The organism is Nereida sp. NH-UV-3 (assembly GCF_042939535.1).
Taxonomy (GTDB): domain Bacteria; phylum Pseudomonadota; class Alphaproteobacteria; order Rhodobacterales; family Rhodobacteraceae; genus Nereida; species Nereida ignava.
Genome location: NZ_CP132157.1, coordinates 765,743 through 791,900, shown reverse-complemented (window position 1 = coordinate 791,900; position 26,158 = coordinate 765,743). Strand labels below are relative to the sequence as shown.

At 55.0% G+C, this 26,158-nt stretch carries 27 protein-coding genes and 1 tRNA gene; 16 read left to right on the top strand and 12 right to left on the bottom strand.

Annotated elements, in window-relative coordinates; genetic code table 11:
- Positions 1 to 4: 4 nt before the first annotated feature.
- Together NeNHUV3_RS03830 and NeNHUV3_RS03825 are read right to left on the bottom strand one after the other, a co-directional pair.
- Positions 5 to 1,138, bottom strand: coding sequence for a polysaccharide biosynthesis/export family protein (locus NeNHUV3_RS03830; RefSeq protein ID WP_082136601.1), 1,134 nt, complete (start codon positions 1,136 to 1,138; stop codon positions 5 to 7).
- Positions 1,139 to 1,233: 95 nt separating this feature from the next.
- Positions 1,234 to 2,526, bottom strand: a complete 1,293-nt coding sequence (locus NeNHUV3_RS03825; RefSeq protein ID WP_391482606.1) for a capsule biosynthesis protein — start codon at positions 2,524 to 2,526, stop codon at positions 1,234 to 1,236.
- Positions 2,527 to 2,726: 200 nt separating this feature from the next.
- Between NeNHUV3_RS03825 and NeNHUV3_RS03820 the strand changes: the two genes are divergently transcribed.
- The 5 genes from NeNHUV3_RS03820 to NeNHUV3_RS03800 all read left to right on the top strand — a co-directional run bounded on the left by NeNHUV3_RS03820 (position 2,727) and on the right by NeNHUV3_RS03800 (position 6,296).
- Positions 2,727 to 3,332, top strand: coding sequence for a riboflavin synthase (locus tag NeNHUV3_RS03820; protein ID WP_341245913.1), 606 nt, complete (start codon positions 2,727 to 2,729; stop codon positions 3,330 to 3,332).
- Positions 3,332 to 4,468: a 3,4-dihydroxy-2-butanone-4-phosphate synthase gene (ribB, locus tag NeNHUV3_RS03815; protein WP_048597810.1), complete on the top strand. Its 1,137-nt coding sequence runs from the start codon at positions 3,332 to 3,334 to the stop codon at positions 4,466 to 4,468. The genes NeNHUV3_RS03820 and ribB overlap by 1 nt, the downstream gene beginning before the upstream one ends.
- Positions 4,468 to 4,998, top strand: coding sequence for a 6,7-dimethyl-8-ribityllumazine synthase (locus NeNHUV3_RS03810; protein ID WP_391482604.1), 531 nt, complete (start codon positions 4,468 to 4,470; stop codon positions 4,996 to 4,998). Before ribB ends, NeNHUV3_RS03810 begins: the two co-directional genes overlap by 1 nt.
- Positions 4,995 to 5,465, top strand: a complete 471-nt coding sequence (gene nusB, locus NeNHUV3_RS03805; RefSeq protein WP_048597812.1) for a transcription antitermination factor NusB — start codon at positions 4,995 to 4,997, stop codon at positions 5,463 to 5,465. Before NeNHUV3_RS03810 ends, nusB begins: the two co-directional genes overlap by 4 nt.
- 381 nt (positions 5,466 to 5,846) lie before the next feature.
- A complete protein-coding gene (locus NeNHUV3_RS03800; RefSeq protein ID WP_391482602.1) occupies positions 5,847 to 6,296 on the top strand; it encodes an MmcB family DNA repair protein in 450 nt (149 codons plus the stop codon).
- Between the two features lie 34 nt (positions 6,297 to 6,330).
- Here NeNHUV3_RS03800 and NeNHUV3_RS03795 read toward each other — a convergent pair whose 3' ends face one another.
- Positions 6,331 to 6,507 (bottom strand): DUF6324 family protein, encoded by a 177-nt coding sequence (locus tag NeNHUV3_RS03795; RefSeq protein WP_341245911.1) that lies wholly within the window; start codon positions 6,505 to 6,507, stop codon positions 6,331 to 6,333.
- A gap of 262 nt (positions 6,508 to 6,769) precedes the next feature.
- On the opposite strand from NeNHUV3_RS03795, the gene NeNHUV3_RS03790 reads away from it, so the two are divergent.
- Together NeNHUV3_RS03790 and NeNHUV3_RS03785 are read left to right on the top strand one after the other, a co-directional pair.
- A complete protein-coding gene (locus tag NeNHUV3_RS03790) occupies positions 6,770 to 8,329 on the top strand; it encodes a hypothetical protein (protein WP_391482601.1) in 1,560 nt (519 codons plus the stop codon).
- 63 nt (positions 8,330 to 8,392) lie between these two features.
- Positions 8,393 to 8,469, top strand: a tRNA-His gene (locus NeNHUV3_RS03785).
- 56 nt (positions 8,470 to 8,525) lie between these two features.
- On the opposite strand, the gene NeNHUV3_RS03780 is transcribed toward NeNHUV3_RS03785, so the two are convergent.
- On the bottom strand, positions 8,526 to 8,825 hold the full coding sequence (locus NeNHUV3_RS03780) for a DUF6476 family protein (protein ID WP_391482600.1): 300 nt from the start codon (positions 8,823 to 8,825) through the stop codon (positions 8,526 to 8,528).
- Between NeNHUV3_RS03780 and NeNHUV3_RS03775 the strand changes: the two genes are divergently transcribed.
- Together NeNHUV3_RS03775 and rpoH are read left to right on the top strand one after the other, a co-directional pair.
- Positions 8,824 to 9,843, top strand: a complete 1,020-nt coding sequence (locus NeNHUV3_RS03775) for an RluA family pseudouridine synthase (RefSeq protein ID WP_391482599.1) — start codon at positions 8,824 to 8,826, stop codon at positions 9,841 to 9,843. The two genes, NeNHUV3_RS03780 and NeNHUV3_RS03775, sit on opposite strands and share 2 nt — an antisense overlap.
- 117 nt (positions 9,844 to 9,960) lie before the next feature.
- Positions 9,961 to 10,857, top strand: a complete 897-nt coding sequence (gene rpoH, locus NeNHUV3_RS03770) for an RNA polymerase sigma factor RpoH (protein ID WP_048597817.1) — start codon at positions 9,961 to 9,963, stop codon at positions 10,855 to 10,857.
- A gap of 93 nt (positions 10,858 to 10,950) precedes the next feature.
- On the opposite strand, the gene NeNHUV3_RS03765 is transcribed toward rpoH, so the two are convergent.
- From NeNHUV3_RS03765 to NeNHUV3_RS03745, 5 genes are all read right to left on the bottom strand, one after another.
- The gene (locus tag NeNHUV3_RS03765) at positions 10,951 to 11,715 is read right to left on the bottom strand and encodes a hydroxypyruvate isomerase family protein (protein ID WP_391482597.1); all 765 of its coding nucleotides are present in this window, start codon (positions 11,713 to 11,715) and stop codon (positions 10,951 to 10,953) included.
- Positions 11,712 to 12,611: an L-threonate dehydrogenase gene (gene ltnD, locus NeNHUV3_RS03760; RefSeq protein WP_391482596.1), complete on the bottom strand. Its 900-nt coding sequence runs from the start codon at positions 12,609 to 12,611 to the stop codon at positions 11,712 to 11,714. Before ltnD ends, NeNHUV3_RS03765 begins: the two co-directional genes overlap by 4 nt.
- 1 nt (position 12,612) lies before the next feature.
- Positions 12,613 to 14,412 carry a M3 family oligoendopeptidase gene (locus NeNHUV3_RS03755; protein ID WP_391482594.1) on the bottom strand — a complete coding sequence of 600 codons (1,800 nt, stop codon included), beginning with the start codon at positions 14,410 to 14,412 and terminating at the stop codon, positions 12,613 to 12,615.
- Positions 14,413 to 14,504: 92 nt separating this feature from the next.
- The gene (locus NeNHUV3_RS03750; protein ID WP_391482593.1) at positions 14,505 to 16,094 is read right to left on the bottom strand and encodes an ATP-dependent DNA ligase; all 1,590 of its coding nucleotides are present in this window, start codon (positions 16,092 to 16,094) and stop codon (positions 14,505 to 14,507) included.
- Positions 16,094 to 17,131, bottom strand: coding sequence for a ligase-associated DNA damage response exonuclease (locus NeNHUV3_RS03745; RefSeq protein ID WP_391482592.1), 1,038 nt, complete (start codon positions 17,129 to 17,131; stop codon positions 16,094 to 16,096). Before NeNHUV3_RS03745 ends, NeNHUV3_RS03750 begins: the two co-directional genes overlap by 1 nt.
- 89 nt (positions 17,132 to 17,220) lie before the next feature.
- On the opposite strand from NeNHUV3_RS03745, the gene NeNHUV3_RS03740 reads away from it, so the two are divergent.
- Complete coding sequence (locus tag NeNHUV3_RS03740) at positions 17,221 to 17,979, top strand: HpcH/HpaI aldolase/citrate lyase family protein (RefSeq protein ID WP_391482591.1); 759 nt, start codon at positions 17,221 to 17,223, stop codon at positions 17,977 to 17,979.
- A 6-nt stretch (positions 17,980 to 17,985) separates the two neighbouring features.
- Here the strand turns inward: NeNHUV3_RS03740 and NeNHUV3_RS03735 are convergent, their stop codons facing one another.
- On the bottom strand, positions 17,986 to 18,924 hold the full coding sequence (locus NeNHUV3_RS03735) for an alpha/beta fold hydrolase (RefSeq protein WP_391482590.1): 939 nt from the start codon (positions 18,922 to 18,924) through the stop codon (positions 17,986 to 17,988).
- Between the two features lie 5 nt (positions 18,925 to 18,929).
- Positions 18,930 to 19,220 carry an SCP2 sterol-binding domain-containing protein gene (locus NeNHUV3_RS03730; protein WP_341245901.1) on the bottom strand — a complete coding sequence of 97 codons (291 nt, stop codon included), beginning with the start codon at positions 19,218 to 19,220 and terminating at the stop codon, positions 18,930 to 18,932.
- 103 nt (positions 19,221 to 19,323) lie between these two features.
- On the opposite strand from NeNHUV3_RS03730, the gene NeNHUV3_RS03725 reads away from it, so the two are divergent.
- The 5 genes from NeNHUV3_RS03725 to NeNHUV3_RS03705 all read left to right on the top strand — a co-directional run bounded on the left by NeNHUV3_RS03725 (position 19,324) and on the right by NeNHUV3_RS03705 (position 24,312).
- Positions 19,324 to 19,890, top strand: a complete 567-nt coding sequence (locus tag NeNHUV3_RS03725; RefSeq protein ID WP_391482588.1) for a tetratricopeptide repeat protein — start codon at positions 19,324 to 19,326, stop codon at positions 19,888 to 19,890.
- Positions 19,891 to 19,992: 102 nt separating this feature from the next.
- Entirely contained in the window at positions 19,993 to 22,710 is a 2,718-nt protein-coding gene (locus NeNHUV3_RS03720; RefSeq protein WP_391483168.1) for a helicase-related protein, read from the top strand.
- Positions 22,711 to 22,717: 7 nt separating this feature from the next.
- Complete coding sequence (locus NeNHUV3_RS03715) at positions 22,718 to 23,119, top strand: RNA-binding S4 domain-containing protein (protein ID WP_391482586.1); 402 nt, start codon at positions 22,718 to 22,720, stop codon at positions 23,117 to 23,119.
- Positions 23,120 to 23,170: 51 nt separating this feature from the next.
- Positions 23,171 to 23,509 (top strand): ferredoxin FdxA, encoded by a 339-nt coding sequence (gene fdxA, locus NeNHUV3_RS03710; protein ID WP_341245898.1) that lies wholly within the window; start codon positions 23,171 to 23,173, stop codon positions 23,507 to 23,509.
- Between the two features lie 284 nt (positions 23,510 to 23,793).
- Positions 23,794 to 24,312 (top strand): CarD family transcriptional regulator, encoded by a 519-nt coding sequence (locus NeNHUV3_RS03705; protein WP_048597829.1) that lies wholly within the window; start codon positions 23,794 to 23,796, stop codon positions 24,310 to 24,312.
- 20 nt (positions 24,313 to 24,332) lie between these two features.
- On the opposite strand, the gene NeNHUV3_RS03700 is transcribed toward NeNHUV3_RS03705, so the two are convergent.
- Positions 24,333 to 25,097 (bottom strand): adenosylcobinamide-GDP ribazoletransferase, encoded by a 765-nt coding sequence (locus tag NeNHUV3_RS03700; protein ID WP_391482584.1) that lies wholly within the window; start codon positions 25,095 to 25,097, stop codon positions 24,333 to 24,335.
- A gap of 48 nt (positions 25,098 to 25,145) precedes the next feature.
- Here NeNHUV3_RS03700 and cobT point away from each other — a divergent pair, with 48 nt between their 5' ends.
- Positions 25,146 to 26,156 carry a nicotinate-nucleotide--dimethylbenzimidazole phosphoribosyltransferase gene (gene cobT, locus NeNHUV3_RS03695; RefSeq protein ID WP_391483167.1) on the top strand — a complete coding sequence of 337 codons (1,011 nt, stop codon included), beginning with the start codon at positions 25,146 to 25,148 and terminating at the stop codon, positions 26,154 to 26,156.
- The last annotated feature ends 2 nt before the right edge of the window (positions 26,157 to 26,158 follow it).

The following is a 26,158-nucleotide window of genomic DNA, read 5'->3' as shown; positions in this document are numbered from 1 at the left end:
GGGCTTAGTTACCAGCCAGTGTATTCAAAGTATTCACAGAGTTAAGCGATCCTGTGAGTGCGGCAATTGTTTTGTTCCACTGCACGAATGGTGCCTCGGTCACATAGACCGTATCGTCATCCCGTATGGCGAAATCACGTGCGTTGAACATGCCATTAGGCTCGGTCAGATCAAGCACATAGGCCACACGCTGTGCACCCTGTAGATCATCGCGGCCCATTACTTGATTAGCAATTTCGGCGGGTTCATTGCGGAACACAAAAACGCCTGTGGGGTCTGCCACGTTACTGCTTAAGCCACCCACTTGCGCAAGCGCTTCAATGGCAGAGATCGTGCGGGTGGTGAATTCAACGCGGTTCTGGCTGCCTGTGGCGCCCAAAACCGTATAGGCGCGGGTGTCTCGTTCGACCAAAATGCGGTCGCCGCCGCGCAGGGCGATATCAAAGCGCGGGTCTTGGTAGAGGTCTTGGAACCAAACCTGCCCGCGATGTGTACCGCGGATGACAGTGATTTGTGCCACTTCGGCCTCAAGTCCCACACCGCCTGCACGGGCAAGCATGGAGGAAAGCGTGCGGGTGGGGCGCTCAATCGCGTAGACGCCTTGCGCGCCAACTGCGCCCACCACAGTGACTGTTGCACCATCACCGGCTACGCGGCGGACCTGCACTTGAGGGTCGGGGGTTTGTTCGTTCAGGCGCGTTGTGATTAGACGGCGTAGCGCTTCGGGAGATTTGCCAGATGCCTTCAGGGTGCCTGCGTAGGGGACGAAAATATTGCCGTTTCCGTCTACCTGCACTTCGTCAAGAATGGTGGCGTTTTGCCCCGCACCGGCCAGCAGGCCGTCATCTACGTTTTCCCAAACAGTCAGCCCCAATACATCGCCAGGACGGATCACGTCAGAGCCAACAACGCCTGCATTAATGAAAGCATCCGAAAAGCCAAAAGCGGGGGTGACAGCTGTGGCGCGGGTCACGCGGTCATTGACAGAGACGATGAACGCATCGCCTTCACGCAAAACGGATCCTTGAAAAATTTCGGCTTTGTTGGGGCCTACACGCGGCAGTCCGCATGCAGAAACAGTCGCAACGAGGCTTAGCAAGGCGATGCCTTTTACCACACGGGACACATTAATTTTCACTGCTCTGGTCCTTTCGACCTTATAGAACTGCCTCAAGTTTTTCTTTTACCTTACTGGAATCCCTCACAGAAAGCTACCGCTAGGGGTTGTGGTTGTTAGGGAATGACACGCAACTGTTGCCGTGGGGCCGCTTTACCAACCTCAAGTGCTTCGTAGGGATCGTGGGGGTGTAACATCAGATCAACGACTTGTCGCAAAAGCTGTCTGCGGCCTTTGGCGGCGTAAAAGCCACCGGCGATCTGGCTGGTTTCAAGCAAGTAACGCCGGTAATCGCGGTAGGCGGCAGTGTCTGGTGTTGTGGGTAAGCTAAAGAATTCATGGAGCGGTTGAGGCGACACAAACTCTGGTTTGTTATAGACCGCCGCGCCAAAGACCTTGAGCGGGATGCCGCGCCAAAGAACTTGTTGGCCGGCGGTTGAATTGACCGTCACCGCGCTTCGTGCCTGGTCCAAAAGCTGGGCCAGTTTGCCGCCACGCACATAGTGGCACCGCCCCTCAACGCCGTGCTGACGGGCTAAGTTTTTGATCAACCAGCGGATGTTTGTCTGACCGTTTTCAAGCGGGTGAGCCTTGAACACAAGGTGGTGATGCGCCGGTGCTCCTTTGACAAAACCTTGGATGATTACTTCGATGAACTCGTCGATTTTGGAGAACGGAGAGTGGGCCTGAAAGCTGGCGTCATGTTCAAGTTGCAGCAGCGCAATATGGTAGGGGTATCCTCCGCGTTTGATGCGCAGTGTGGAAAACACGCGGCTGAGCCAATAAAATGGCATTCCTAAAAGGCGCATGAAATACAGGGCAAACTCGGTTTTTACATCAAGGGCGCGGTGGCGTTGCATTTTGTGGTAGTGGCCGTTTCGAAACATCACAAACCAATGGTAAAGCGCGCCGTAAAACACGTGCTGGCGCATGTCCCCCCAATGTGCCGGTGCTTGTGGGATGTCTAAATCGGCGTCTGCTAAAGTCTCGCGCATCTGATCCACGCTAAGCTGCATGAGCGCGGAGTTTCCGTTGGAGCCATCACGCTCGTAGCTGACCCAATAGGGCCGTAGGTACCCTTCTTCGAATACATGGGTCCGGATGCCCATCTGCCGCGCCATCTCTGCTGCTTGGGCGTGAACAGGCCGCGTGTCACCGTAAAGCACAATGTCGGTGATTGATTTGTCGTGAAGGGTCTGACGTAGGGTTTCGGCCCAGTCGTTTAGCGTGCCGCGATACCCGATGTAGGTTTTAGGCGAGAACCAAAAGGCGCGGTCACCTGCATTGAAACCGACCCTCCAGACCTGTGCGCCAGCACGCTCCAGCATCTGCGCAAGGCGCCAGAAAAAGGGACCATGTGGGCCTTGCAGAAACAGAAAACGCTTATTTTCGCCGGTAATGAGCGCCATTTGACATGCCGTGTGCTTAGGTTTTGCGCAGGTACGCGCTGGATCGTGGGTGGAGTAGCCTGAATTATTGGCGAAAATGTGACCTGCATTATGATTGAGGCGATGTGCGAAAAGGTATCACTGGAATGGGCGGCAAAGCCCTTGTCCGGATGGGTGCGCCGTTATAGGTGGTTTGCAATACGAAATTCGGGACGAGATTTATGTTCACTGGCATTATCACAGACGTTGGTCATATCGCGCAACTGGAACAGCGCGGTGATTTGCGGGCGCGCATTTCAACGCGTTACGATATGAGCAGCGTCGATATGGGTGCATCAATCGCGTGCGACGGTGTCTGCCTGACCGTTGTTGGCAAAGGTCTGGCCGAAGGCGATCAGCTTGGGTGGTTTGATGTGGACGTGTCTGCAGAGACCGTCAGCAAGACCAATCTTGATACATGGTCCGCAGGGCGGCGCATCAATTTGGAGCGTGCCTTGAAAGTGGGCGATGAGTTGGGCGGACATATCGTCTCCGGTCACGTGGACGGCTTGGCTAAGATTGTCGCCATGCATGATGAGGGCGATAGCACCCGGGTCACGCTTGAAGCGCCAGCGGCACTTGCAAAGTTCATCGCGCCCAAAGGCTCGGTTACGCTTAATGGCACGTCTTTAACTGTAAATGATGTTGAGGGCACTGCCTTCGGGATCAACTTTATTCCGCACACAAAAAGCGTCACCACATGGGGTGATGCAGCTGTTGGTGATGCGGTGAACCTCGAAATTGACACAATGGCCCGCTATGTGGCCCGATTGCAGGAGTGGGCGTAATGAGCGCTGAAAGCATGTTTGAAAAGCCCGGTCCTGTTGAGGAAAACCTCTCTGATGTGATCAGCCCCATTGAAGACATCATTGATGACGCGCGTAATGGTCGGATGTTCATTCTGGTGGATCACGAAGACCGCGAGAACGAGGGTGATCTTGTTATCCCCGCGCAAATGGCCACGCCTGATGCCATTAACTTTATGGCGACCCACGGGCGCGGCTTGATTTGTTTGACGCTTCCATCTGACCGGATTGATGCGTTGGGCCTGCCGTTGATGGCGACGCAGAATTCATCGCGTCATGAGACCGCATTTACCGTTTCGATTGAGGCGCGCGAAGGTGTTACCACAGGTATTTCTGCGGCGGACCGTGCGCGCACAGTTGCTGTGGCGATTGATAGCAAAGCAACTTCAGCGGATATCGCAACGCCGGGACATGTTTTCCCACTGCGCGCACGGGACGGCGGTGTGCTGGTACGTGCGGGGCACACTGAGGCGGCTGTTGATGTGTCACGGCTTGCTGGCTTGAACCCTTCCGGCGTGATCTGTGAAATCATGAACGACGATGGCACCATGTCGCGTTTGCCGGACCTTGTTGGTTTTGCGCAGCTGCACGGGCTGAAGATCGGGACGATTTCTGATTTGATCAAATACCGCCGCCGCCATGACAATTTGGTGCGCGTGCGCAGTACAGACACGATCCAGTCAGAGTTTGGCGGCGAATGGGATATGCGCGTCTACACCGACGAGACCCAAGGCGCAGAGCATATCGTTTTGATCAAAGGTGACATTTCGGGCGATGAGCCTGTGCTTGTACGTATGCACGCGATGGATCCGATGCTTGATGTGATTGGCACAGGCGGTACGGGCCGTGCTGCTGAATTTGGCGATGCGATGAAGCTGATCGCGGACCACGGGCGCGGTGCGCTGGTTTTGCTGCGTGATCTTACAATGAAGATCGTGCGCGATGATGAGGTCAGCCCGCAGACGCTTCGCCAATACGGTTTGGGCGCACAGATTTTGTCGTCTTTGAACCTGTCGAAAATTGTCCTTTTGACCAATTCACCTGCACCGAAAGTTGTCGGGCTGGACGCGTATGGTCTGGAGATTGTGGACACGATGAAAATTTCGGAGATTGGATAATGGCTGGCGCTTCTCACTACATCATGGATACACCACGTTTTGAGGACGCTCCGAAAGTTCTGATCGTGCGGTCTCCGTATTACAAAGACATCGCTGATAATTTAGTCGCCGGTGCTGTTGCCGAGCTTGAGGCAGCTGGTGCCACCTATGAAGTGATCGATGTACCCGGTGCGCTTGAAATACCCACAGCAATTGGCATCGCTGAGCGTATGTCTAATTTCGACGGCTATGTGGCACTTGGCTGCGTGGTGCGCGGCGAGACAACCCACTATGAAACAGTGTGCAACGATAGCAGCCGTGCACTGCAATTGCTGGGCCTTCAGGGGCTTTGTATCGGTAACGGTATCTTGACTGTAGAGAACCGCAAACAGGCAGAAGTCCGTGCAGATCCTGCAGACCAAAACAAAGGTGGCGGGGCCGCTGCGGCAGCCTTGCACTTGATCGCTATCGCTCGTAAGTGGGGCCGCGCGGATAAGGGCGTTGGATTTACCAGCGACATCCTGCTTGCAGGCGGTACACACAGAGCATGACTGAACTTTCGAATAACCAAAAACGCAAAATGAAATCAGCGGCGCGGCTTTATGCAGTGCAAGCGTTGTTTCAGATGGAACACTCGTCGCAATCAGTCGATGTTGTTATGCGTGAGTTTGAAGACCATCGTTTTGGCGCGACCTATGAGGGGCGTGAAATGATGGAAGGCGATATCGACGTATTCCGCATGCTGGCCCAAGACGCGGTTGAGCATCAGCGGCCCATCGACCAAATGACCGATCGTGCTTTGGTCGCAAAGTGGCCCATCGCACGTATTGACCCCACTATTCGCGCGCTTTTCCGCGCTGCCGGTGCGGAGTTGCTGGGTAAAGTGACGCCGCCACGCGTTGTCATTAAAGAATTCGTTGATGTAGCTGGCGCGTTTTTCCCTGAGGGCGATGAAACGCATTTTGTGAACGGTGTGCTTGATCATATGGCGCGCGAAGTTCAGCCCGACGCATTCTGATTTGATTTCCGAAAACTACTGTTGGCCCAAATGCTGAACCTAAGGCGTGTCGTCACCCGCGGGTTTGCCACGTGGGCACATTGGCTGCACGCATTGCTAGGTTGGGACGTGGAAAATAGGTGGCGGGCCCGCAGCGACCGTTGGACGATTATTCCCGAGGACCTGTATATACAGGTGGGCGCCAGATAACGCGGCCAGGACCGTGACAGAGCCAGCTCCCTCGGATTTGCTTAAGGCCACTGGAATGTATCGACCAGCTTACGTGAAGAGCAGCACCCGCCACCGCATCACCTATGGCGCTTGGTAAGGTCTGACAAGAGCGTTTGCAGGTTTGTTTGAGTTTCTCTTGTCTTTTGTTTCTGTTTTGTTCACTCTTTGCTTATGCAACATAATCCAACGCTAACTTTGCGCGCGGGCGATGTTCTGGCCCGCGGCGTGTGCCGGCATCTGTTGAGCCATAACTTTGTCTCTGTCACAGAACTTGTACCAACGCGCGGACTGCGCGTTGATGTGATGGCGCTTGGGCCTAAGGGAGAGATTTGGATTATTGAGTGCAAATCCAGCCGCGAAGATTTTACCTCAGATCAGAAATGGCAGGGCTATCTTGAGTGGTGCGATCGATATTTCTGGGCGGTGGACGAGGCGTTCCCTACTGATCTTTTGCCAGATGAAACAGGTCTCATCATCGCTGACGGGTATGATGCAGAGATCATTCGAATGCCGGATGAAGTGCGGCTTGCCGGTGCGAGGCGAAAAGCTACGGTGCAAAAATTTGCCCGCCATGCTGCACTGCGTGCTCACGCGGCGCGCGATCCCGCCGCAACGCAATAACACTTTCAGAAGCTCGTAAGCTGTCGAGGATACCTTAGCCGATAACTTTGGCTGCCGCCGCAATTTCTTCTGCAATTTCCAGCGCTTCTTCAGGGGTGAAATCCATTGGGATTTCCACGCCATTGGCCTCAACAAAAATACGCACCATGCCTTGATCGGTTGGGCCGATTTGCAAGTTGGCTTCGATGTCGCGCTCGCTATTGATCCCCATGGGTGCATCCTTTGCTATAACTGTTACGGCAATTACAGGGCAGCGCGCATCAAGACAAGGGGCTGTGGGCGTGGTCGGTTTTCCTTCACAGGCGATTCGTTTCTTGTTAGGCTTTCTAGTGTATTTGTCCGTGTAAGAGACATTCAATGAGTGCGAGAGTAACGATGCCCCTACGGCCTATAATGAACCCAACTAAGAACCCGCATGTGGGGATTTTGGAACGTCTCGTCTATGCCGCGTCCCACAAAATTCGGGTGCGTTCATGACTGTCTACGCAGAGCAATTGATTGCGCAGCATGAGTTGAATTTTGGTAAGGTTTTCTCCCAGCAATACGTGCTGAGTAAAGAGGCCGGTTTTGCGGTGACTAGCTTTGCGCCTCACACCCTACAAAACGGTTGGGTGCTTCATGTCGGGCGTGGCTTGCAAGTAGCGCTGGCAACCGATGGGCGCGCAGGTATTTCTGTGGCCGTATTGGGACTTGCGGTGGATGCAAACGGATTTTTCATCGACACGCCGCATCTACAGTTGCTGTTGGACCGTGCAAAAAGCCCCGGCGCACTTGCTGATACGCTCGAGATGGCTGCGGGACGCTATATCTTTGTGATTACCACGCCTGATTTCAACCGCGTCTACCTTGATCCAAGTGCGATGATCCCTGCCGTGTATAATCGTGAAACGGGGCGTGTTGCGGCCACACTCTATCTGGCCATTGATGATGCTCCGGTTCTTGAGCGTGAGTATTCGCTTGCGGAAAATGCGGGTTCTGGTGGTGCGCGCTTGGCGTTCGGGTATACGCCCGATGCCCGCGTGCGCCGTGTTATGGCCAACCATTACTTTGATCTTGATGCGCAACAAACTGTTCGGCACTGGCCAAAAGCGGATTGCGACTGGCGTATGGAGGTGACTGAGCACGGGATACGCGAACGGTTAGACCGCGTTGTGCAGCGCCACAAGCAAGTGATGAAGCCACTCATATCACGGCAAAGCCCCAGTATTTTGCCCGTTACAGGTGGTGCGGATTCGCGTTTGTTGCTGGCTTTTGCGAAAGAACTTTGGGGCGATATTGATCTGTTTTGTGTGCACGCCAACAATGCCAATACCCGCCGTGATAGTGGCATCGCGGCCCAGCTCGCTGACATCGCGGGCCTTGATTTGGTGCGCTATAATTTGCGCAAAGACAAATCGCTGCAAAAACGCCCCAAGTTGATCCGGCGGGTAGATATTTCAGAACGGATTGCAGAGGGCATGATCGGTGATCCCGAGCCGCAGGGACCTTTGAAAATACTCGAACGGCTTGCACTACCCGCTGGCGGGATCCTCATTCGCGGACAGGTGACGGACATCAGCAAAGCGGTTTTGTGGCGGCAGATTGGCATCAACGAATTCAAGCGGACACAAGGCACCGAACAATCCGCAAAGATTGGTGTGCAACTTTTGATGCTAAACGATCCGCCCATGACGTCGGACTCGTTTTATCTCGATCATTACGATGCATGGGTGCGGACAATTCCCACAGGCGCACGGTGCAGGGCGCTTGATCTGATGGGGTTGGAGCATTTCCGCTCACACGGGACTGGCCCGCTTTTCACTAGTTTTTATCATAACTTTTATATGTCACCCAGTTGCGACCGGCTGATCATTGAAAACCTGTCGCAGATACCGCCGCAACTTCGGGCGGATTTTTACGTAAATGACCTTTTGATGGAGGCGACTGCACCGGAATTGCAAGATGTTGAGTACACCCGCGCCATCGATAACGAGATACGTGTAAGGCGCGCGCCGCTTGCTGAAGCGATAGCACAGATCAAAGGCCCTCAATAATCGCGCATTTGCAGACAAAAGAGGCTTGCAATGCCGGTCGTGCTTTCGTAAGTCGAGCCTGTTGCCGCCTTAGCTCAGCTGGTTAGAGCGCTGGTTTGTGGTACCAGAGGTCGGTGGTTCGAACCCACCAGGCGGTACCATCCTTGGTATCAACCCACATCGTTAGAAGTGATTGCCGTGTCGGTGCTATATGGCGCTATTTCAGGGGTATGCGTTTGATCATCTGACCAGTGGTTCGGTTATAAACCAAAATTTCGTTTTCTTCGGTCACAATCGCAAAATATTCTGCTGTTTGGGTAAAGGCCGTAGCTGTAGCGCCATCAGGAAGTGTGATTGCGTCAGGGAACGTGACACGCGGGGCCTGTAAGCGCATGACAAGCAATGTAATGATCGTTATCAGGCCGATAATCATTGTGGCCGTCAATACGGTTACGAGCAATCTCAGGAACCTCAGGTTAGCGGGTTCTGGTACTTGATCCGGGGGATTTTGGTCCATGTCAGCCGTCACTTTTTCTATCGCGGAAGCCCCGCCTTCGCGCCTTGATAAGGCGTTGGCCCGCGATGTGCCAGTCACCGCGAACCTTTCACGCTCGCGGCTTGGCAAATTGATCGCACAAGGCGCAGTTGAGGTGGACGGGACTGTCGTGACAGACATCAAGGCACGCGCGGCCGAGGGGATGCAGATAAGCATCATTGTGCCCGAAGCTACCGAAAGCCATATGTTGCCAGAAGACATTCCGCTGAATGTGATCTTTGAAGATGATGATCTGATTGTGATCAACAAGCCTGCAGGCATGGTCGTACATCCCGCGCCGGGCACGCCGTCCGGCACGTTGGTCAATGCGTTGATGCACCACTGCGGGGAAAGTCTGTCCGGTGTGGGCGGTGAAAAGCGCCCCGGAATTGTCCACCGGATCGACAAAGACACATCGGGCATTTTGGTCGTTGCTAAGTCTGATCAGGCGCACCACGGGCTCGCGGCGCAATTTGAGGCCCATACAGTTGAGCGGTATTACCGCGCCGTCTGTTACGGTGTGCCGGATGCGAACGATCCCCGCCTGCGCGGTATTCGCGGTACGTCATTTGAGCCGGGTAATATCCTGAAGCTTAACACCCATCTTGCCCGCCACAAAACGGACAGACAGCGTCAAGCCGTGCTGTTTGACGGCGGCCGTCACGCTGTCACGCGCGCGCGGTTGGTCGAACGTTTTGGCCAGCCCGAGACCCTCGCGCTTATTGAATGTTGGCTTGAAACCGGTCGGACGCACCAAATCCGCGTGCACATGGCCCATGCGGGTCATGGTCTGGTGGGGGATCCAACTTATGGTGGGCGGCGCAAACTGCCCCCCAAAGCGCTGAGTGCCGGTGCCCATGCGGCGGTGGCTGCGTTTAACAGACAGGCGTTGCATGCGGCGGTTTTGGGGTTTGAGCATCCTGTTAGCGGCGAAATGATGCGCTTTGAGGCCCCGCTTCCGGAAGATATGGCAACGATGATCCAAGCGTTGCGCGGATAATATTCTATTCATGAGTTGGTAACAGTTTCGCGAGGAGACCCTTGCGAGGGCGCATTAGCGCACCCATATTTAGGTCAACGCGGGCACTTCCGCTTTTTTGACCATGAGGGGCTTACAATGGCGAACTACACAACTCTGCCTGCACCCACACCCGAGGGCGGGCTTAACCGTTACATGCAAGAAATCCGGAAGTTTCCAATGTTGGAGCCGGAAGAAGAATACATGCTGGCCAAGCGTTATTTGGACCACGACGACAGCGGCGCGGCACATAAGCTTGTGACATCGCACCTGCGCTTGGCGGCAAAAATTGCCATGGGGTATCGCGGCTATGGCCTTCCGCAAGCGGAAGTAATTTCAGAGGCGAACGTTGGGTTGATGCAGGCTGTGAAGCGGTTTGATCCTGAAAAAGGGTTCCGCCTGGCGACCTACGCGATGTGGTGGATCCGCGCGTCTATTCAGGAATACGTTCTGCGGTCATGGAGCCTTGTGAAGCTTGGTACGACATCCGCGCAAAAGAAACTGTTCTTCAACTTGCGCAAAGCCAAAAAGAAGATCGGTGCGCTTGAGGATGGCGATCTGCGTCCTGAAAATGTCGCACGGATTGCACAAGAGCTCAGCGTGACCGAAGACGAAGTTGTGTCCATGAACCGCCGTTTGTCGGGTGGAGATGCATCGCTGAACGCGATGGTGTCTAATGACGGTGAAGGTGCGATGGAGTGGCAAGACTGGCTTGAGGATGAAGATGCAACCCAAGCGGATGACTACGCCGAAAAGGACGAGTTAGATACGCGCCGCGCGCTTTTGAGCGAGGCGATGGTGGTGCTGAACGATCGCGAGAAAGATATCCTGACGCAGCGCCGTTTGGCCGAAAAGCCAGTCACGCTTGAAGATTTGAGCGGTCAGTATTCTGTCAGCCGTGAGCGGATCAGGCAGATTGAAGTGCGCGCGTTTGAGAAGTTGCAAAACAAGATGCGCGAACTTGCTGGTGCCAAAGGTTTGCTGGAAGAGGCGTGAGCCAGAGCACAACTTGTGATTTGAAGCGAAGTAAAGTGTTGATTGTCCCCGTCGGTGCCTCCGGCGGGGATATTTCTTAAACAAAAGAAGCGTTTAGGATTTGTATTTTGTAAGCCAGTCGAGTGTGGGTGGCGTTGGACCATTAGGCTTATATTCTGCACCAAGCGGGGCGGCGTAACCTAGTGACTTCAAATGCGCGAAGATGTGGTCATAGGACAGCTCACCGCGATCCGGTGTGCTGCGGTCCGGCACAGAAGCAAACTGAATATGGCCAATGATGCTTTGCAGCTTTGTAAGGCTGTTGGTGATATCACCTTCCATCAGTTGCACATGATAGCAGTCAAACATCAGCTTTAGATTTGGCGCACCTACTTCAGTGATGATTTGCTGTGCTTGGGATGTGGTCGACAGAAAATATCCCGGTGCATCGTAGTGATTAAGCGGTTCAATGACGATCCCAATGCCGTGCGGGGCAGCTTTTGCGCAGGCATATGTCAGGTTTTCACAAAACACATCGTGCGCCGCAGCATCTTGGGCAAACCCCGCCATTGCATGGATATTTGCAGTGCCGGTGATGCGTGCGTACTCAATCGCTTGGTCGATCGCCGCGCGTGCCTCAGTCATTCGGTTGGGCAGGGCGTTTAGGCCGTTTTCCCCCTTTGAAAGATCACCGCGAACGGTGTTGAGGCCCAGCATGTTGAGCCCCGTGTCTGTCAATGCCTGTGCGACATCTTCTGCTGGTGTGTCGTATGGCCAGTGGCATTCAACCGCATCAAAGCCGGCCACTTTGGCTGCGCGGATGGCATCCGTCAGGGGCAACTCGCTCCATAAAAAGCCAAGGTTGGCCGAAAACTTCACGAGGGCGTTCCCTTTGGCAGGCTTAGCCCCGCTTGGGCGGCGTAGATTTTTGCGACGGCTGCATCGTCTTCAAGACCCAAACCTGCTTCAACTGCTTTGGCGTATTGTGCCAGCGCAGTTTTGGTAATGGGGGCGTCAAAAGCTGCCTGATCCGCAATATCCAGAACAATGCTGAGGTCCTTGGGCCAGATGTTGACCGATGAGCGCGGCGTGTAATCGCCGTCTGCAATATGAGGGGCGCGGTTTTCCAGCATCCAAGACGTGCCAGCACATTTTGAGATAACATCGATGAACGACGTAGGGCTAACACCTTGGGTCATGCCGAACGTGATGGCTTCGGCCATGGCTGCAATATGGACGCCCGCCAACATCTGGTTCACGGCTTTCATGGCTGATCCCGCACCGGCTTCATTACCCAATGCAAAAACCGTTTCGGCAATGCTGTCCATGACGTCTTTCGCGCCCTCAAACGCATCTTCGCTGCCTGAGGCCATGACAGAAAGCGCTCCATTCGCGGCTTTTACGGCCCCACCCGAAATTGGCGCGTCTAAGTAGTGCAGCCTGAGCGTTTGAGCGCGGGCTTCCATGTTGCGGGCAAATTCCGGTGGCACAGTGGCGCAAGCAATGACGGTAGCATCTTTGCGCATTTGCGCGGCGATACCATTTTGACCGAACAGGACATCTTCTGTTTGCGCCGCGTTCAGAACAACCAACACCGCCACATCAATGTCAGCGTAATCGGGTGGGCTTGCCTGACCGCCTTCCGCGATGAATTTGGCTGTGGTGGCCTCAACGACGTCACGCCCCCACACTTTGTGACCACCGCGCAGGGCCGATTGCGCGATGCCGTATCCCATTGAGCCAAGGCCGATAACGGCAACATTTTTGGCGCTCATATTAGGCGTCCTCCATCGCTTCAAGCTCGTCGATCATTGCGCTGATCATCGACAGGCCTTTGTCCCAGAACGCCGGATCAGATGCATCAAGGCCAAATGGGGCAAGCAATTCTTTGTGGTGCTTTGACCCGCCCGCACGCAGCATATCGAAGTATTTATCCTGAAACTCTGCGCCGCTTTCCTCAAAGACCGCATAGAGTGCGTTCACAAGGCCGTCGCCGAAGGCGTATGCATAGACGTAGAATGGCGAGTGAACGAAGTGTGGAATATAGGCCCAAAATGTCTCGTAGCCGTCTTGGAACTCAAACACGGGGCCAAGCGAGGCCGCTTGAACGGACATCCAAAGCGCGTTGATGTCATCTGGCGTCAATTCGCCTTCGGCGCGGGCAGCGTGTAGCTTGCATTCAAAGTCGTAGAACGCAATTTGGCGCACGACCGTGTTGATCATGTCTTCGACTTTGCCCGCCAGCAAGGTTTTACGCTCGGCTCGGGTTTTCGCCGCGTCTAGCAATTTACGGAACGTGAGCATTTCGCCGAACACAGAGGCAGTCTCGGCCAAGGTAAGCGGGGTCGAGGACAGTAGCTCGCCTTGCTCTGCGGCAAGCACTTGGTGAACGCCGTGCCCCAGCTCATGCGCGAGGGTCATTACATCGCGCGGTTTGCCAAGGTAGTTCAGCATCACATATGGGTGCGCATCAGTAACCGTTGGGTGAGCAAAAGCACCGGGTGCCTTGCCTGGTTTCACAGCCGCATCAATCCAGCCTTTTGTAAAGAACGGCTCAGCCAGATCGGCCATACGCGGGTCAAAATCAGCGTAGGCTTCCATAACGGTGCGCTGTGCTGTTTCCCAGTTTACCGGTGTTGGATCATTTTGGGGCAGGGGCGCGTTTCGGTCCCATGTTTGCATTTTTTCAAGCCCAAGCCACTTGGCTTTCAAGGCATAGTAGCGGTGGCTTAGCTTGGGGTAGGCGGCAACAACCGCATCGCGAAGCGCTTCCACCACTTCGGGTTCCACGTGGTTTGACAGATGGCGTCCGGTTTGCGGCGTCTCCATACCGCGCCACTTATCCTCGACCGACTTTTCTTTGGCCAATGTGTTGTGGATGCGCGCGAAGGTGCGGATGTTTTTGTCAAATACGCGGGCAAGTTCGCGGGAGGCTGCTTCGCGTTTCGCGCCGTCTGGGTCCGTCAGCAGGTTCAACGCGCTTTCGATGTTGACGGTTTCGCCCTCTATTTCGAATTCCAAACCTGCGATGGTTTCATCAAACAACCGGTTCCATGCGGCAGCGCCCACAACGGACTGATCGTGTAGAAACTTCTCCAACTCGTCTGACAGCTGGTAGGGCTTCATCGCGCGCATGCGGTCAAAGACTGGTTTATAGCGCGCCAAGTCAGCGTTTTGTGCAAGCAAGCCCGCCAGATGCGCATCATCAAGGCGGTTAAACTCAAGACCATAGAACACCAGCGGTGTGGTGAAGTTGGTGATGCTGTCTTGGCAGTTTGACATAAACTGCGCGCGCTCGCCGTCTGTGGTGTTTTGGTAGTAGCGCAGTCCGGCGAACGACATGATGCGCCCTGCGATCATGTCTATTTTCTCATAGCGACGCACGGCATTTAGCAATTCATCTGCGCTTAAGCCAGCCAACTTGCCCTCATAGCTCGCGGCGAAATCAGCGCATTCGGCTTCGAGCCAAGCCATGTCTTTGTGCAACTGATCCGCGTCGGAGCTTTCATAGAGATCAGACAAATCCCAGTTTGGTAGGTCACCGAAATCGGTTTGGGTCGTTGGTGCATCAAGCATGTCGGCGTCCTTTTATGATTTGTTATGGCGAACTTATGGCCGCAGGGGGCGGGTTGAAAGAGCACGCAGATGGAATTTTGAAAAAACAAAGCCTATCCGAATTGGCGCAGCATTTCTTGAAGGTCCTCAAGTGTGTTGATCTCGTCCAGCGGCTTGTCTTGGCGCCACCGCAGCATGCGTGGAAAGCGAAGCGCGATCCCCGATTTATGGCGCGGCGAGGCTTGGATGCCTTCAAAAGCGATCTCAAACACATGCTGCGGTGTGACTTGGCGCACAGGTCCAAAACGTTGCAATGTGTTCTTCTTGACCCATGACGTGATCTGTTTGAACTCTGCATCCGTCAGGCCTGAATAGGCTTTGGTGAAAGGCACTAATTCGTTGCCGCTTTTGACCGCAAATGTGTAATCCGTAAACAAGGTGGCGCGGCGCCCGTGACCCGCTTGGGCATAGATCATCACAGCATCAATCGTGAGCGGGTCGACTTTCCATTTCCACCAATCGCCTTTTTTGCGCCCTGCCAGATATGGGCTGGAAAGACGCTTCAGCATCAACCCTTCCGCATTCACCTCTCGTGCGGTTTCGCGGGCCTCTGCCAGCGTATCCCAAGAAGTTGCAGGTACCTGTTTGGACAGTGCAATTGGCAAATCGGTTGGCAGATTTTCAATCAAGCTTGCGAGTAAATGCCGCCGCTCTGACAAAGGTTTTTCGCGGATATCAGTGCCGTGCCATTCAAGTAGATCATAGGCTTGCAAAATTACCGGTGCTTCGATCAGCATCTTTTTGGGCACCGTTTTGCGGCCAATCCGTTTTTGCAAAACGTTGAACGACAAAGGTGCGCCGTTTTGAAAAGCGAGAACTTCACCGTCGATAACAGTACCGTCGGGAAGAAAATCGCGCAGTTGTGCAAACTCTGGAAAGCGGTCTGTCATCAACTCTTCCCCGCGCGACCACAGATGATGTGCACCGCCGCGCTTGATGAGTTGCCCGCGGATGCCGTCCCACTTTAGCTCTGCGCACCAATCACTTACGGGCCCAAGCTGATCTATGTCATCAACGCCGTGGGCCAAGTAAAACGGGTAGGGTTTGGATAAATCTGCCTCGGGGTCGTCTTGCAGAACCAGTTGGTCAAAAGTGATGCTGTCAGGTGTCCAACTGCCCATTAACTTATGGGTAAGGGCGGCTTCATCTTGGTCAGTGCATTGCGCAAGCGCGCGTGTCACCAGCTTCTGTGATACGCCAACCCGAAAACCGCCGGTCAGTAGTTTGTTGAACAAAAAGCGTTCAGTCGTGTTGAGCCGGTCCCACGCGTCCAGAATGATTTTCTTGCGGGCAGCCTCTTCTTGGGGGGCGATCGATTGTACGGTTTTGATCCAATGGGTCAGCGGCTGATCGTCGTGTTGCAGTGCTGGGGGCAGGACAAGTGCGATGGTTTCCGCCAAGTCGCCCACGATCGGGTAGCATTCCTCAAAAAGCCAAAGGGGGATGCCGGCAAGTTCTGCGGCCCATTCCCGCAGCAGGGTTGTTGTGACTGCACGTTTGGGGCGACGCCCTGAAAACAGTGCGATGCACCAGAGTTTGTCGTTGTCTGAGGCGGTCTCGAAAAACGCACGCAGGGCGGCCACTTTGCTTGTGGTTTTGGTGGTCTGGTCAAGCGTTGTGAAAAGCGTCGCGAAATCCCGCATTAGACTGCCGCACCCGCGTCGTGAATATCCCGTTGCGGGGCGTTGCTGTCATCTGCCTCATCGCCGCCGTAGTCTGTGCTGACCACATGGGCATCATAGCCTTGGTCGCGCAGCCACTTGGTGAACACGGAGGTATAGCCGTGGGTGACGAAAATGCGCTCGGCTCCTGTTTCGGCGATGGCGCTGTTCAGTTCGGTCCAATCGGCGTGATCAGATATGATGAAACCCCTTTCGGCGGCGCGGCGGCGCTTGACCCCGCGAAGGGCCATCCAGCCGCTTGCGAAGGCTTGTGATTGGGGGCCGAATTTCTTGGACCATGGGCCAAACGCCGAAGGGGGACAGATGACCAATGCGCCCGGGTATTTCTTTAGATCCGTCTCGGCTGTGACGCGCACCGTGTCGGGTAGGTGCAATCCTTGGGCACGCAGAATGTCGTTGGTGTTTTCGATTGAGGCATGGGTCAAGATCGGCCCGATTGCGGCATCAACACAGGACATCAAACGCTGCGCTTTGCCTAACGCATAGGCTCCGAGGATGGACGCCTTGCCTTCCGCGCGGTTTGCGGCCCACCACGTATTGATCTGATCGGCCACCACTTGTTGTGGTTGCCATTTAAAGATGGGCAGCCCAAATGTGCTTTCAGTAATAAAGGCATGGCAGCGCACAGGCTCAAAAGGTTCTGAAAACCCGTCATTCGTTGTCTTGTAATCCCCCGAGGCGACCCAAGCTTCGCCAGCCACTTCTACCCTGATCTGGGCAGACCCGGGTACGTGTCCAGCGGGATGAAAGCTGACCCGCGCGTCGCCAATTTGTACGGTCTCTGCGTAGTTCACTGTGTCAATCGACACATCCCCTAGCCTGTGTTGCATCACCGGAGCAGCGGGTTTGGTGGCCAGATAACTGCCCATGCCCCAGCGTGCGTGATCCGAGTGCCCATGGGTGATCAATGCGCGCTCAACACGGCCCCAAGGGTCAATGTAAAAGTCGCCCGCCGGACAGTAGATGCCCTTATCGGTAAAAGTTAGTACGTTGCTCATGGCCTAAAGTGTAGTGTGGGTTGCGCAGGGTGCAATTTGTGTATTTGTCTGTTGGCAGATTTATCTCATTCAACGCGGAGAGCCGACACATGGGCATTGCAGATTTCAAACAAAGAATGGCGTCTGGCGCGCCTTTGGCGGGCACGTTTTTGAAAACCGCAAGCCACGAGTTGGTCGAGATTTTTGCGCGCTCAGAGTTGGATTTTATCTGTCTTGATGCAGAGCATGCCCCGTTTGATCGCGCACGGATGGATGCTTGCATGGCCGTATCCCGCGCGTTTGATTTCCCAGTGTTGGTGCGTGTGGCCGACGGCAGTGCGAAAGAGATTTTACAAGCGCTTGATATGGGCGCAACGGGTATCGTTTGCCCCCATGTGGACAGTGTGCAAAAGGCGCAAGAGTTGGCGAAGAATTGTCACTTTGGCTTGGGTGGCCGCGGATTCGCCGGATCAACCCGCTGGGCAGGCTTTGCAACGCGGCCTATGCCCGAGGTATTGGCGCAGACAGATCAAACAGTGGTGATTGCCCAAATCGAAGAACCCGCCGGTGTGGAGGATATTGAAGGTATTGCTTCGGTTGAGGGCGTTGACGGTATCTTTATTGGTCCGGCGGATTTGTCTGTGGGCTACGGCTATAACCACCAAACAAGTGATGAACTTTTTGCGGCGTTTGAACGTTGCGGCGCCGCTGCCAAAGCTAACGGAAAAACCTACATGAGCTGGGTCCCCAACGGCGCCAAGGCGAAGGAGTGGTCAAAATACGGGATGAGCATGTTCTTCATCGGGTCCGAGCACAGCTGGATGCTGCGGGGCGCAAACGCAGATGCGGCGGGTGTGCACGAAATTTGAGCGGCGCTATCTGTTGGCGTCAAAGTGATCAGCGCAGGCCGCAAGGAAAGCGGTGCGCGTTGCTTCGACTTCCATCAAAACTTCATGCTCGCCCGCTGCGTATTCAATCAATGTTCCGTTAGGCCAGTTGGCCATGCGGTGATGAATGCGGGATGGGTCAACGATCTTTTCGGCGTCCCCAAGTCCGCAAATCGTCGGTACGGGTGGGCTGGGCATCTTTGATAAGGTGCGCGTTTCGCGCAGTGCCCCGTTCAGCCAAGCAAGTGTCGGGCCACCCAAAGCAATTTCGGGAATACCTGCGAGGTGGCTGCGCATATACGCGTACATCTCAGGGTCGCGGGTCAGTTTGTTCTCATCAAAGCTGTTGGCAGTCACGACAGGCTCAGCGCTGGTGCCGGGGGCAAGCATTGTGCGAAGGGGCGTGGGTTTCAGCAAGCTTGATATAACCCACGCAAGGGGGCGCAGGTGCGAGGCAAGCTCAATGCCCCACATTGGCGCAGAAAAAGCAGCCGCTTTTACATTGAGCCCGTTCATTAACGCGCGTAACCCGATGCAGCCCCCCATTGAGTGTCCGATCAAATAATAAGGTTTCGGCAGGTTCAGGTCTTCTACGGCTTTAAGGAACGCCCGAACATCGCGCTGATAGTCGGAGAATTTCTCGACGTGGCCTTTTAGCGGATCATCGATAAGGCGATCTGCAAGACCTTGGCCGCGCCAGTCAACGCTTGCCACAGCATAACCGCGCGCGGCAAATGAAACTGCGGTCAGCCCGTATTTTTCGATATACTCAGTACGCCCGGGAAACAGCAAAACTGTTCCTCGGTGGGCGCTTTCCGTGCCCCAATGGCCCACGCGAATACGCACGCCATCATCTGTGTGGGTCCAAAACGCACCGCCGCCATATGGCCCCAGAGCCAAATCATTATGGAACGGTGCGCTTTTCATGTCGTTCAGCCCAATACGGACGACAGGGCCATTGCCTTGCCCATGTCCCCGTCCACGCTCAGCTTGCCTGTCATGAAGGCAGCGGTGGGGTTCAGGGATCCGTCGAGGATGGATTTGAATGTGTCTGTATCTGCAGTCAGGGTCACATCTGCATCGTCATCGGCGGCCCGTGCGCCATCGGCGTCGATTATGATCGCGCCTTCACCTTCGATCACAAATTTCGCGATACCTGCAAAGCCGTCTCCCCCCATTTTTTCGTTCAGGGCTGCTACTGCGATTTCGATTACGTCACTCATCTTGAGGCTCCTTAAGTCAAATATTGCCCGAAAGACCGGTGATCGCAGGCAGGTTGCCAAGTTTGATCTAGCCAACGGGGGGCTGTGCGCTAAACTCAACTTCATGGGAGAGCATAGAAGACGCAACCACTTATCTGCTGTGACGTTAGGTTCATTTCTGGGCCTTCAACTCTTTGTCGCAAACATTGCAATGGCGGGGCCTGCAGCAGAAATTGTTGAGCGGCTCAAGAATGCCACACCTGACAGCTATGCCGTAATTGAACGCGAGCTGGAAAATGCGTGGTCGCGCTCAGGCTCTGCAAGCGCTGATCTGTTATTGCAGCGGGGGCGCGACGCGATGGAGGCGGGTGAGTTCAAAGTGGCAATTGGGCAACTGACTGCACTTGTTGATCATGCGCCAGAATTTGCAGAAGGCTGGAACGCGCGGGCAACTGCGTATTTCAACCTTGAAATGTATGGCCCCGCTCTTGATGACATCAGACAGGCACTTGTGCTGAACCCGAACCATTACAAAGCCATGAGCGGTTTTGGCATCATCCTTGAGCGAAGCGGCAATCTGCAGGCGGCACTGGATGCTTTTCGCAAGGCGGCCTCTATACATCCAAACCGCGAGGACATAGCAACAGCCATAGAGCGACTTGAGCGCGAAGTGGGCGGCCAGCAGGCCTGACTGCGGCAGGTTCAAAGCAACATCTGAGGGGCAGGTCACGTGGCAATTACCGCCGTTCTAGGGCCAACAAACACGGGTAAAACCCACTACGCGATTGAGCGCATGTTGGCGCATCGCACGGGTGTGATTGGGCTTCCGCTGCGTCTTTTGGCGCGCGAGGTGTATGACCGGCTGGTTAAGCTGCGCGGTCCCAATGTTGTTGCATTGATCACGGGCGAAGAACGTATTGTCCCTGATCGGGCTGCCTTTTGGGTGTGTACGGTTGAGGCGATGCCTGTGGGCATTGGCGCAGATTTTGTGGCTGTCGATGAGATACAGCTGTGCGCCGATCTGGACCGCGGGCATGTTTTCACCGATCGCTTGCTGCACGCGCGAGGCACCCGTGAAACACTCTTTATGGGCGCGGAGACAATGAAGCCGGCCATTGCCGCGTTGGTGCCAAAAGTGCAGTTTCTCAAGCGCGAGCGGTTTTCGGCGCTGACGTACACGGGCTCCAAAAAGATCAGCCGTATGCAAAATCGAAGTGCGATTGTCGGTTTTTCGGTCGATAACGTGTATGCCATTGCAGAGGTGCTGCGCCGGCAAAAAGGCGGCGCTGCTGTGGTCATGGGGGCGCTCAGCCCGCGGACGCGCAACGCGCAAGTTGAGCTTTACCAAAACGGCGATGTTGATTTTCTGGTGGCCACGGACGCCATCGGAATGGGGCTCAACCTTGATGTGAAACATGTCGCCTTTTCTAGCCTGACCAAATTTGACGGCCGCCGCATGCGCCAACTTCAGCCTAATGAGCTGGCACAAATTGCGGGACGGGCAGGGCGTTACCTTGATAATGGTACTTTTGGCGTGACTGGTGAGGCACCCGCCCTTCACGACGAGGTGGTCGAGATGATTACCGAGTCGCGTTTTCCGCCGGTGACCAAATTGCAGTGGCGTAATTCTGCGTTGCGATACGGCTCGATCAAATCGCTCCTGGCGTCATTGCAGGACAAGACCAACAATGACTGGCTGACGCGTGTGCGTGACGCGGATGATCTGGTGGCGCTGAAGGCGCTGTCTGGTGAGGCGGAAGTGGTTGCGCGTGCAAGCGACGGCCCCTCGGTCAAGCTCTTGTGGGACGTTTGCTGCATTCCTGACTTTCGCGGCATAAGTAACGCCGAACACGCCCATATGTTGTTGCAGATTTACACCTTTTTGCATCAATCGGGCAAAATACCCGCAGATTGGATGGCCAGACAGGTTAATCGCCTCGACCGAGTGGAAGGTGACATTGACACCGTGTCGAAACGTCTGGCTTACATTCGCACGTGGACGTATGTGGCCCAACGTAAAGGTTGGCTTGATGATAACGACCATTGGCGCGGGGAAACCCGTGTTGTAGAAGACCGCCTGTCAGATGCTCTGCACGAGCGTTTGACCCAAAGATTTGTGGATCGCCGCACCAGTGTTTTGTTGCGGCGGCTCAAGCAGAAGGAGGCCCTTGTGGCTGATATTAACGACACCGGTGAAGTCACCGTAGAGGGCCAGTTCGTGGGCCGTATCGAAGCATTCCGTTTCCAGCAGGACACAAGTGCTACCCCCGACGAGGCAAAGACCCTTCGCCAAGCAGCGCTCGCTGTTTTGGCCCCTGAATTCCATCTGCGCGCAGATCGTTTTTATAATGCCCCTGACACCGAGATTGATTTTACCGAACAAGGTGGATTGATGTGGGGCAGCAGTGCCGTTGGCAAGTTGGTCGCAGGAAGCGACCCGCTGAAGCCCGTCGTGAAGGCATTCGTTGATGAAGAGGCCGGTCCAGATGTGGCCGCCAAAGTCCAGCGCCGCTTGCAACACTTTATTGATCGCAAGATTGCGACGCTTTTTGAACCGCTGACTAACTTGCAGGGCGATGATGCGCTCAACGGGTTGGCGAAAGGCTTTGCGTTCCGCATGGTCGAGGCCTTGGGCGTAGTGCCCCGTGGTGAGGTCGCTGACGATGTAAAAGCGCTTGATCAAGAAGCACGTGGCGCGCTGCGCAAACACGGCATTCGCTTTGGCCAGTTCACCATCTTCATGCCACTTTTGTTGAAACCTGCACCTACGCGTTTGCGTTTGGTTCTTTGGTCTTTGGCCCAATCGCTCGATAATTTTCCTGAAGCGCCCCCCGCCGGTTTGGTTACTGTTCCGGCAGTACGCGGCCGTCCACGTGGGTATCACTCAATGGCGGGCTACCGCGCGGCGGGTGAGCGCGCGATCCGCATCGATATGCTTGAGCGTTTGGCCGACATGTTGCGCGATCAAGACACCCGCGGTGGCTTTGAGGCGACGCCGGACATGCTGTCCATAACGGGCATGACCCTTGAGCAATTCGCTGATTTGATGGCTGGTCTTGGATATAAAGCCGACAAAGGTGAACGTGTTAAGGTAAAGCAAGTTGCACCCACAGATGCAAAACCGAGCGAGACTGCTGAAACTGCGGAGGTGCCGTCTGAAGTTACGGCTGATGCTGACCCGGCAGCTGAGCAGAACGATGCGCCTGGTGATGCAGTTCAGGCGACTGATGCGCTAGCTGAGGAAACTGCGCCAGAAGCCCCAGAAATGGAAGTGTTTTATACTTTTGCTTGGGGTGGCCGTGCCGCTGCCAAACAAGGTGGTCGGGGCGGGGATCGCAATGGCGGTCAAAACCGTAACGCCAACAAAGCGCGCAAAGGCGGCAAGCCGAACGCGGGCAAAGGTGGCGATAAGCAGCGCGCTCAAAAGTTCAGCGCAAAGCCTGAAAAGAAAGCCAAAATCGATCCTGATAACCCCTTTGCCGCTGCGCTGATGGGGCTCAATAAAGGGTGAATAGACGGTGACTGCTGAGGGGCAAGTTCCAAGCCAACGCCTTGATAAATGGCTTTGGCACGCGCGTTTTTTCAAGACGCGCACATTGGCCGCTCGGGTTGTGTCGGAAGGTAAAGTACGCGTCGATGGTGCGCCTGTTTCAAAGCCGGCGCGCCAGATCAGCCGAGGCGTTACGCTGACGTTTAGCAAGGACGATCGCGTTCGTGTTATTCACGTTTTGGGCATTGGTGACAGGCGCGGCCCTGCGCCCGAGGCCCAAGCGCTTTACGATGATCAAAGTCCCGCGCCAGCGCCAGTTGACCCTGCCGCGCGTGGGGCAAATCCGCGCTTTGAGGGCGGCAAACATGGAACTGGTCGCCCGACAAAACGGGATCGGCGGCAAATGGACCGCTTTGATGGTCTTGAATGATAGCGAGTGCTGGATTAGTGAACGTGCACGCTCAGAAAACGGATTACGAATATGACTTATATCGTCACTGATAACTGTATCGCCTGCAAATACACCGACTGCGTGGAAGTCTGCCCCGTCGATTGTTTCTACGAGGGTGAGAACATGCTGGTCATTCATCCTGACGAGTGCATTGATTGCGGTGTTTGCGAGCCTGAGTGCCCCGCTGATGCGATCCGCCCTGACACGGAGCCGGATATGGAGAAATGGGTTGAGTTTAACCGCAAGTATTCCGAAAGCTGGCCTGTGATCATCACCAAAAAGGATCAGCTTCCAGACGCAGAGGCGCTGGACGGTGTGGCCAACAAGCTTGAGACGCATTTCAGTGAACAGCCGGGCGAGGGCGGTTGATTCGCCGCGCTGTTAGGTATTTATGAAGAACACACGATAGCCTCATGTTTTCATGAGGCTTTTGTGTTTTTAGCGGGTCTTTCGATAGACTCGATTTTATGATATGTCTTCATTGTGTTTATGCTCGTTTCCACTACCCATCTGATCGCTTGGACCGGAATAGCGGATCGCCATAAGGCGCTTTAACACACATATTTAGCACCCTGTCACGTCGTTGCTTTGCACCGGCATGTGCAGTGGTTTTGTCGCCTTGCTAGGCGGCTTGGAACAAAGGAACAATAAGAATGAGTAAGTCAAAAAAGCTCGACTTCAGTCCCAATCAATACGTGGTGTATCCGGCACATGGCGTTGGCAAAATCGTCAACGTGGAAGAGCAAGAAGTGGCAGGCCTGACGCTCGAGCTATTTGTTGTTGCGTTTGAGAAAGACAAAATGACCCTGCGCGTGCCGACACACAAAGCAGTTGATGTGGGCATGCGTAGCTTGTCCACGGGTGATGAAATCGCCCACGCGATGAAGATTTTGAAGGGTAAAGCAAAAGTGAAGCGCGCAATGTGGTCACGCCGTGCGCAGGAATATGAGCAAAAGATCAACTCGGGTGATCTGATTGCGATCGCCGAAGTTGTGCGCGACTTGCACCGCAACGATGACCAGCGTGAGCAAAGCTATTCAGAGCGTCAGCTTTATGAGGCAGCTCTTGAACGCCTGACCCGCGAAGTAGCCGTGGTCAGCAGCGAAGATGAGGGGCAAGCAGGTTCAAAAATCGAAGACGTATTGAACAGCCGCGCACCGGCTGCTGCGTAGATGTGACCTGCTAAATGAGGTTAGCTTGCGAGTACGATTAATAGGCTAATTTCTGTAAGTTGTTGAGTGGCACCCAGGACATCTCCTGTGGTGCCATTTATTTTGCGCATTGCAATCAAGGCCACAGCGCAAGTCACCAGACCAGCAGCGATCATCATCATGATTGGGCTCGGTGCAAAGACTATGGTCACAACCATTCCGATCAGGGCGGCGGCACCCACATGGATAGGCTCAGGCTTTCCAACGGACGCGGCCAGCCCACTGGGGCGTGCGTTTGGCAGCGCATACATCAATGCAACCATGCCAACGCGGGACAAAGCCGCGGTCGCTACCAAGAAAAGTGGGCCAAAGGCGGTAAGAGCAAGCCAAAGTGCCGCGCATCGCAATCCTGCGCTCATGATTAACGCGAGGGTGCCGTAGCTGCCGATCTGGCTATCTTTCATGATCTCAAGGCGTCGCTCAATAGTGTAGCCGCCCCAAAATCCGTCTGCGCAATCAGCCAGCCCATCTTCGTGAAGTGCGCCGGTCAAGATCATGCCGGCGGCAAGAATAAGCCCTGCGACCAACGGCACAGGCACGCCAAGCCATATCAGCATGGCCGCCAGAGTTGCCTGCAGACCACCGATGACCAGCCCCACAATGGGATATGACCATGTTGCAAAAGCCGCGCGCGCCATAGCGTGATCCGCATCAACGCGTACCGGCAGGCGCGATAGCAATCCGACCGCTGCGAGGATATCGCGCAAATCAAACAGATCAGGTCGGTTTCGTTCGTTGCCCTTCATGCTGGGATGGGTAAACAAGGGCACAACAAACTGCAATGAGGCCTGATGATGACTGTAACTTTTAATACCCTTGATGAGTTCCGTGCCCTTTTGAAAACGGCGCCCCATGCAGATCAAAAAGCCCTGTCGGAAGCTGCTGATCGTAATGGTCAATTGACCAAGCCCCCGGGCGCGCTTGGCCGACTTGAGGATATAGCGCTTTGGTATGCCAGCTGGCGCGGTGAGGCTGCCCCGCAAATCAGTGCTCCGCAGGTTATCATTTTTGCGGGTAACCACGGCGTAACAGCACAAGGCGTATCCGCGTTTCCGGCTGAAGTAACCGCGCAGATGGTCATGAATTTTGAGCACGGTGGTGCCGCCATCAATCAGTTGGCCAAAACTTTTGGCGCTGCGTTGAATGTACACGCGCTTGACCTTGATCGCCCCACGGCTGATTTCACCGAAGGCCCAGCTATGACTGCGGCCGAGGTCGTGACAGCGCTACAAACAGGTTGGAACGCCGTTGACGCAAACGCTGACGTGTTGGTGACTGGTGAAATGGGCATCGGCAACACAACGTCTGCTGCGGCCATTGGCGCGGCTCTTTTGGGCGGTGCTGCCGCTGATTGGACAGGACGTGGTACCGGTGTTGACGATGCGGGTCTCGCTAACAAAACCCGCGTTGTAGAACAGGGGCTTGCGGCAAACGCGGGGCGTGACGGGCTTGAGGTTCTGCGCACATTGGGTGGGCGTGAATTGGCAGCGATGGTCGGTGCAATTGCGCGGGCGCGGTTTGAACAGATACCGGTCATCTTGGATGGCTTTATCTGCTGTGCTGCTGCGGCGTGTTTGGAAAAGGAAAAGGCAGGCGCACTTGATCACTGCGTAGCTGGCCACCTGAGTGCCGAAGGTGCCCATGAAAAACTGTTAGCAGGCATTGGCAAAGAACCACTTTTGTCCCTTGGTCTTCGCCTTGGCGAAGGCTCTGGTGCAGCTTTGGCCTTGGGCGTTCTTAAGGCCGCTTTGGCGTGCCACTCTGGCATGGCGACTTTTGCCGAAGCGGGTGTCTCAGACGCGTAAAG

Bases quoted from the DNA above. Each gene is read 5' to 3' on its own strand.
- NeNHUV3_RS03825 (WP_391482606.1), bottom strand. From the start codon at position 2,526: ATGGCGCTCATTACCGGCGAAAATAAGCGTTTTCTGTTTCTGCAAGGC.
- NeNHUV3_RS03820 (WP_341245913.1), top strand. From the start codon at position 2,727: ATGTTCACTGGCATTATCACAGACGTTGGTCATATCGCGCAACTGGAA.
- ribB (WP_048597810.1), top strand. From the start codon at position 3,332: ATGAGCGCTGAAAGCATGTTTGAAAAGCCCGGTCCTGTTGAGGAAAAC.
- NeNHUV3_RS03810 (WP_391482604.1), top strand. From the start codon at position 4,468: ATGGCTGGCGCTTCTCACTACATCATGGATACACCACGTTTTGAGGAC.
- nusB (WP_048597812.1), top strand. From the start codon at position 4,995: ATGACTGAACTTTCGAATAACCAAAAACGCAAAATGAAATCAGCGGCG.
- NeNHUV3_RS03800 (WP_391482602.1), top strand. From the start codon at position 5,847: ATGCAACATAATCCAACGCTAACTTTGCGCGCGGGCGATGTTCTGGCC.
- NeNHUV3_RS03795 (WP_341245911.1), bottom strand. From the start codon at position 6,507: ATGGGGATCAATAGCGAGCGCGACATCGAAGCCAACTTGCAAATCGGC.
- NeNHUV3_RS03790 (WP_391482601.1), top strand. From the start codon at position 6,770: ATGACTGTCTACGCAGAGCAATTGATTGCGCAGCATGAGTTGAATTTT.
- NeNHUV3_RS03775 (WP_391482599.1), top strand. From the start codon at position 8,824: ATGTCAGCCGTCACTTTTTCTATCGCGGAAGCCCCGCCTTCGCGCCTT.
- NeNHUV3_RS03780 (WP_391482600.1), bottom strand. From the start codon at position 8,825: ATGGACCAAAATCCCCCGGATCAAGTACCAGAACCCGCTAACCTGAGG.
- rpoH (WP_048597817.1), top strand. From the start codon at position 9,961: ATGGCGAACTACACAACTCTGCCTGCACCCACACCCGAGGGCGGGCTT.
- ltnD (WP_391482596.1), bottom strand. From the start codon at position 12,611: ATGAGCGCCAAAAATGTTGCCGTTATCGGCCTTGGCTCAATGGGATAC.
- NeNHUV3_RS03755 (WP_391482594.1), bottom strand. From the start codon at position 14,412: ATGCTTGATGCACCAACGACCCAAACCGATTTCGGTGACCTACCAAAC.
- NeNHUV3_RS03750 (WP_391482593.1), bottom strand. From the start codon at position 16,094: ATGCGGGATTTCGCGACGCTTTTCACAACGCTTGACCAGACCACCAAA.
- NeNHUV3_RS03745 (WP_391482592.1), bottom strand. From the start codon at position 17,131: ATGAGCAACGTACTAACTTTTACCGATAAGGGCATCTACTGTCCGGCG.
- NeNHUV3_RS03740 (WP_391482591.1), top strand. From the start codon at position 17,221: ATGGGCATTGCAGATTTCAAACAAAGAATGGCGTCTGGCGCGCCTTTG.
- NeNHUV3_RS03735 (WP_391482590.1), bottom strand. From the start codon at position 18,924: ATGAAAAGCGCACCGTTCCATAATGATTTGGCTCTGGGGCCATATGGC.
- NeNHUV3_RS03730 (WP_341245901.1), bottom strand. From the start codon at position 19,220: ATGAGTGACGTAATCGAAATCGCAGTAGCAGCCCTGAACGAAAAAATG.
- NeNHUV3_RS03725 (WP_391482588.1), top strand. From the start codon at position 19,324: ATGGGAGAGCATAGAAGACGCAACCACTTATCTGCTGTGACGTTAGGT.
- NeNHUV3_RS03720 (WP_391483168.1), top strand. From the start codon at position 19,993: ATGTTGGCGCATCGCACGGGTGTGATTGGGCTTCCGCTGCGTCTTTTG.
- fdxA (WP_341245898.1), top strand. From the start codon at position 23,171: ATGACTTATATCGTCACTGATAACTGTATCGCCTGCAAATACACCGAC.
- NeNHUV3_RS03705 (WP_048597829.1), top strand. From the start codon at position 23,794: ATGAGTAAGTCAAAAAAGCTCGACTTCAGTCCCAATCAATACGTGGTG.
- NeNHUV3_RS03700 (WP_391482584.1), bottom strand. From the start codon at position 25,097: ATGAAGGGCAACGAACGAAACCGACCTGATCTGTTTGATTTGCGCGAT.
- cobT (WP_391483167.1), top strand. From the start codon at position 25,146: ATGACTGTAACTTTTAATACCCTTGATGAGTTCCGTGCCCTTTTGAAA.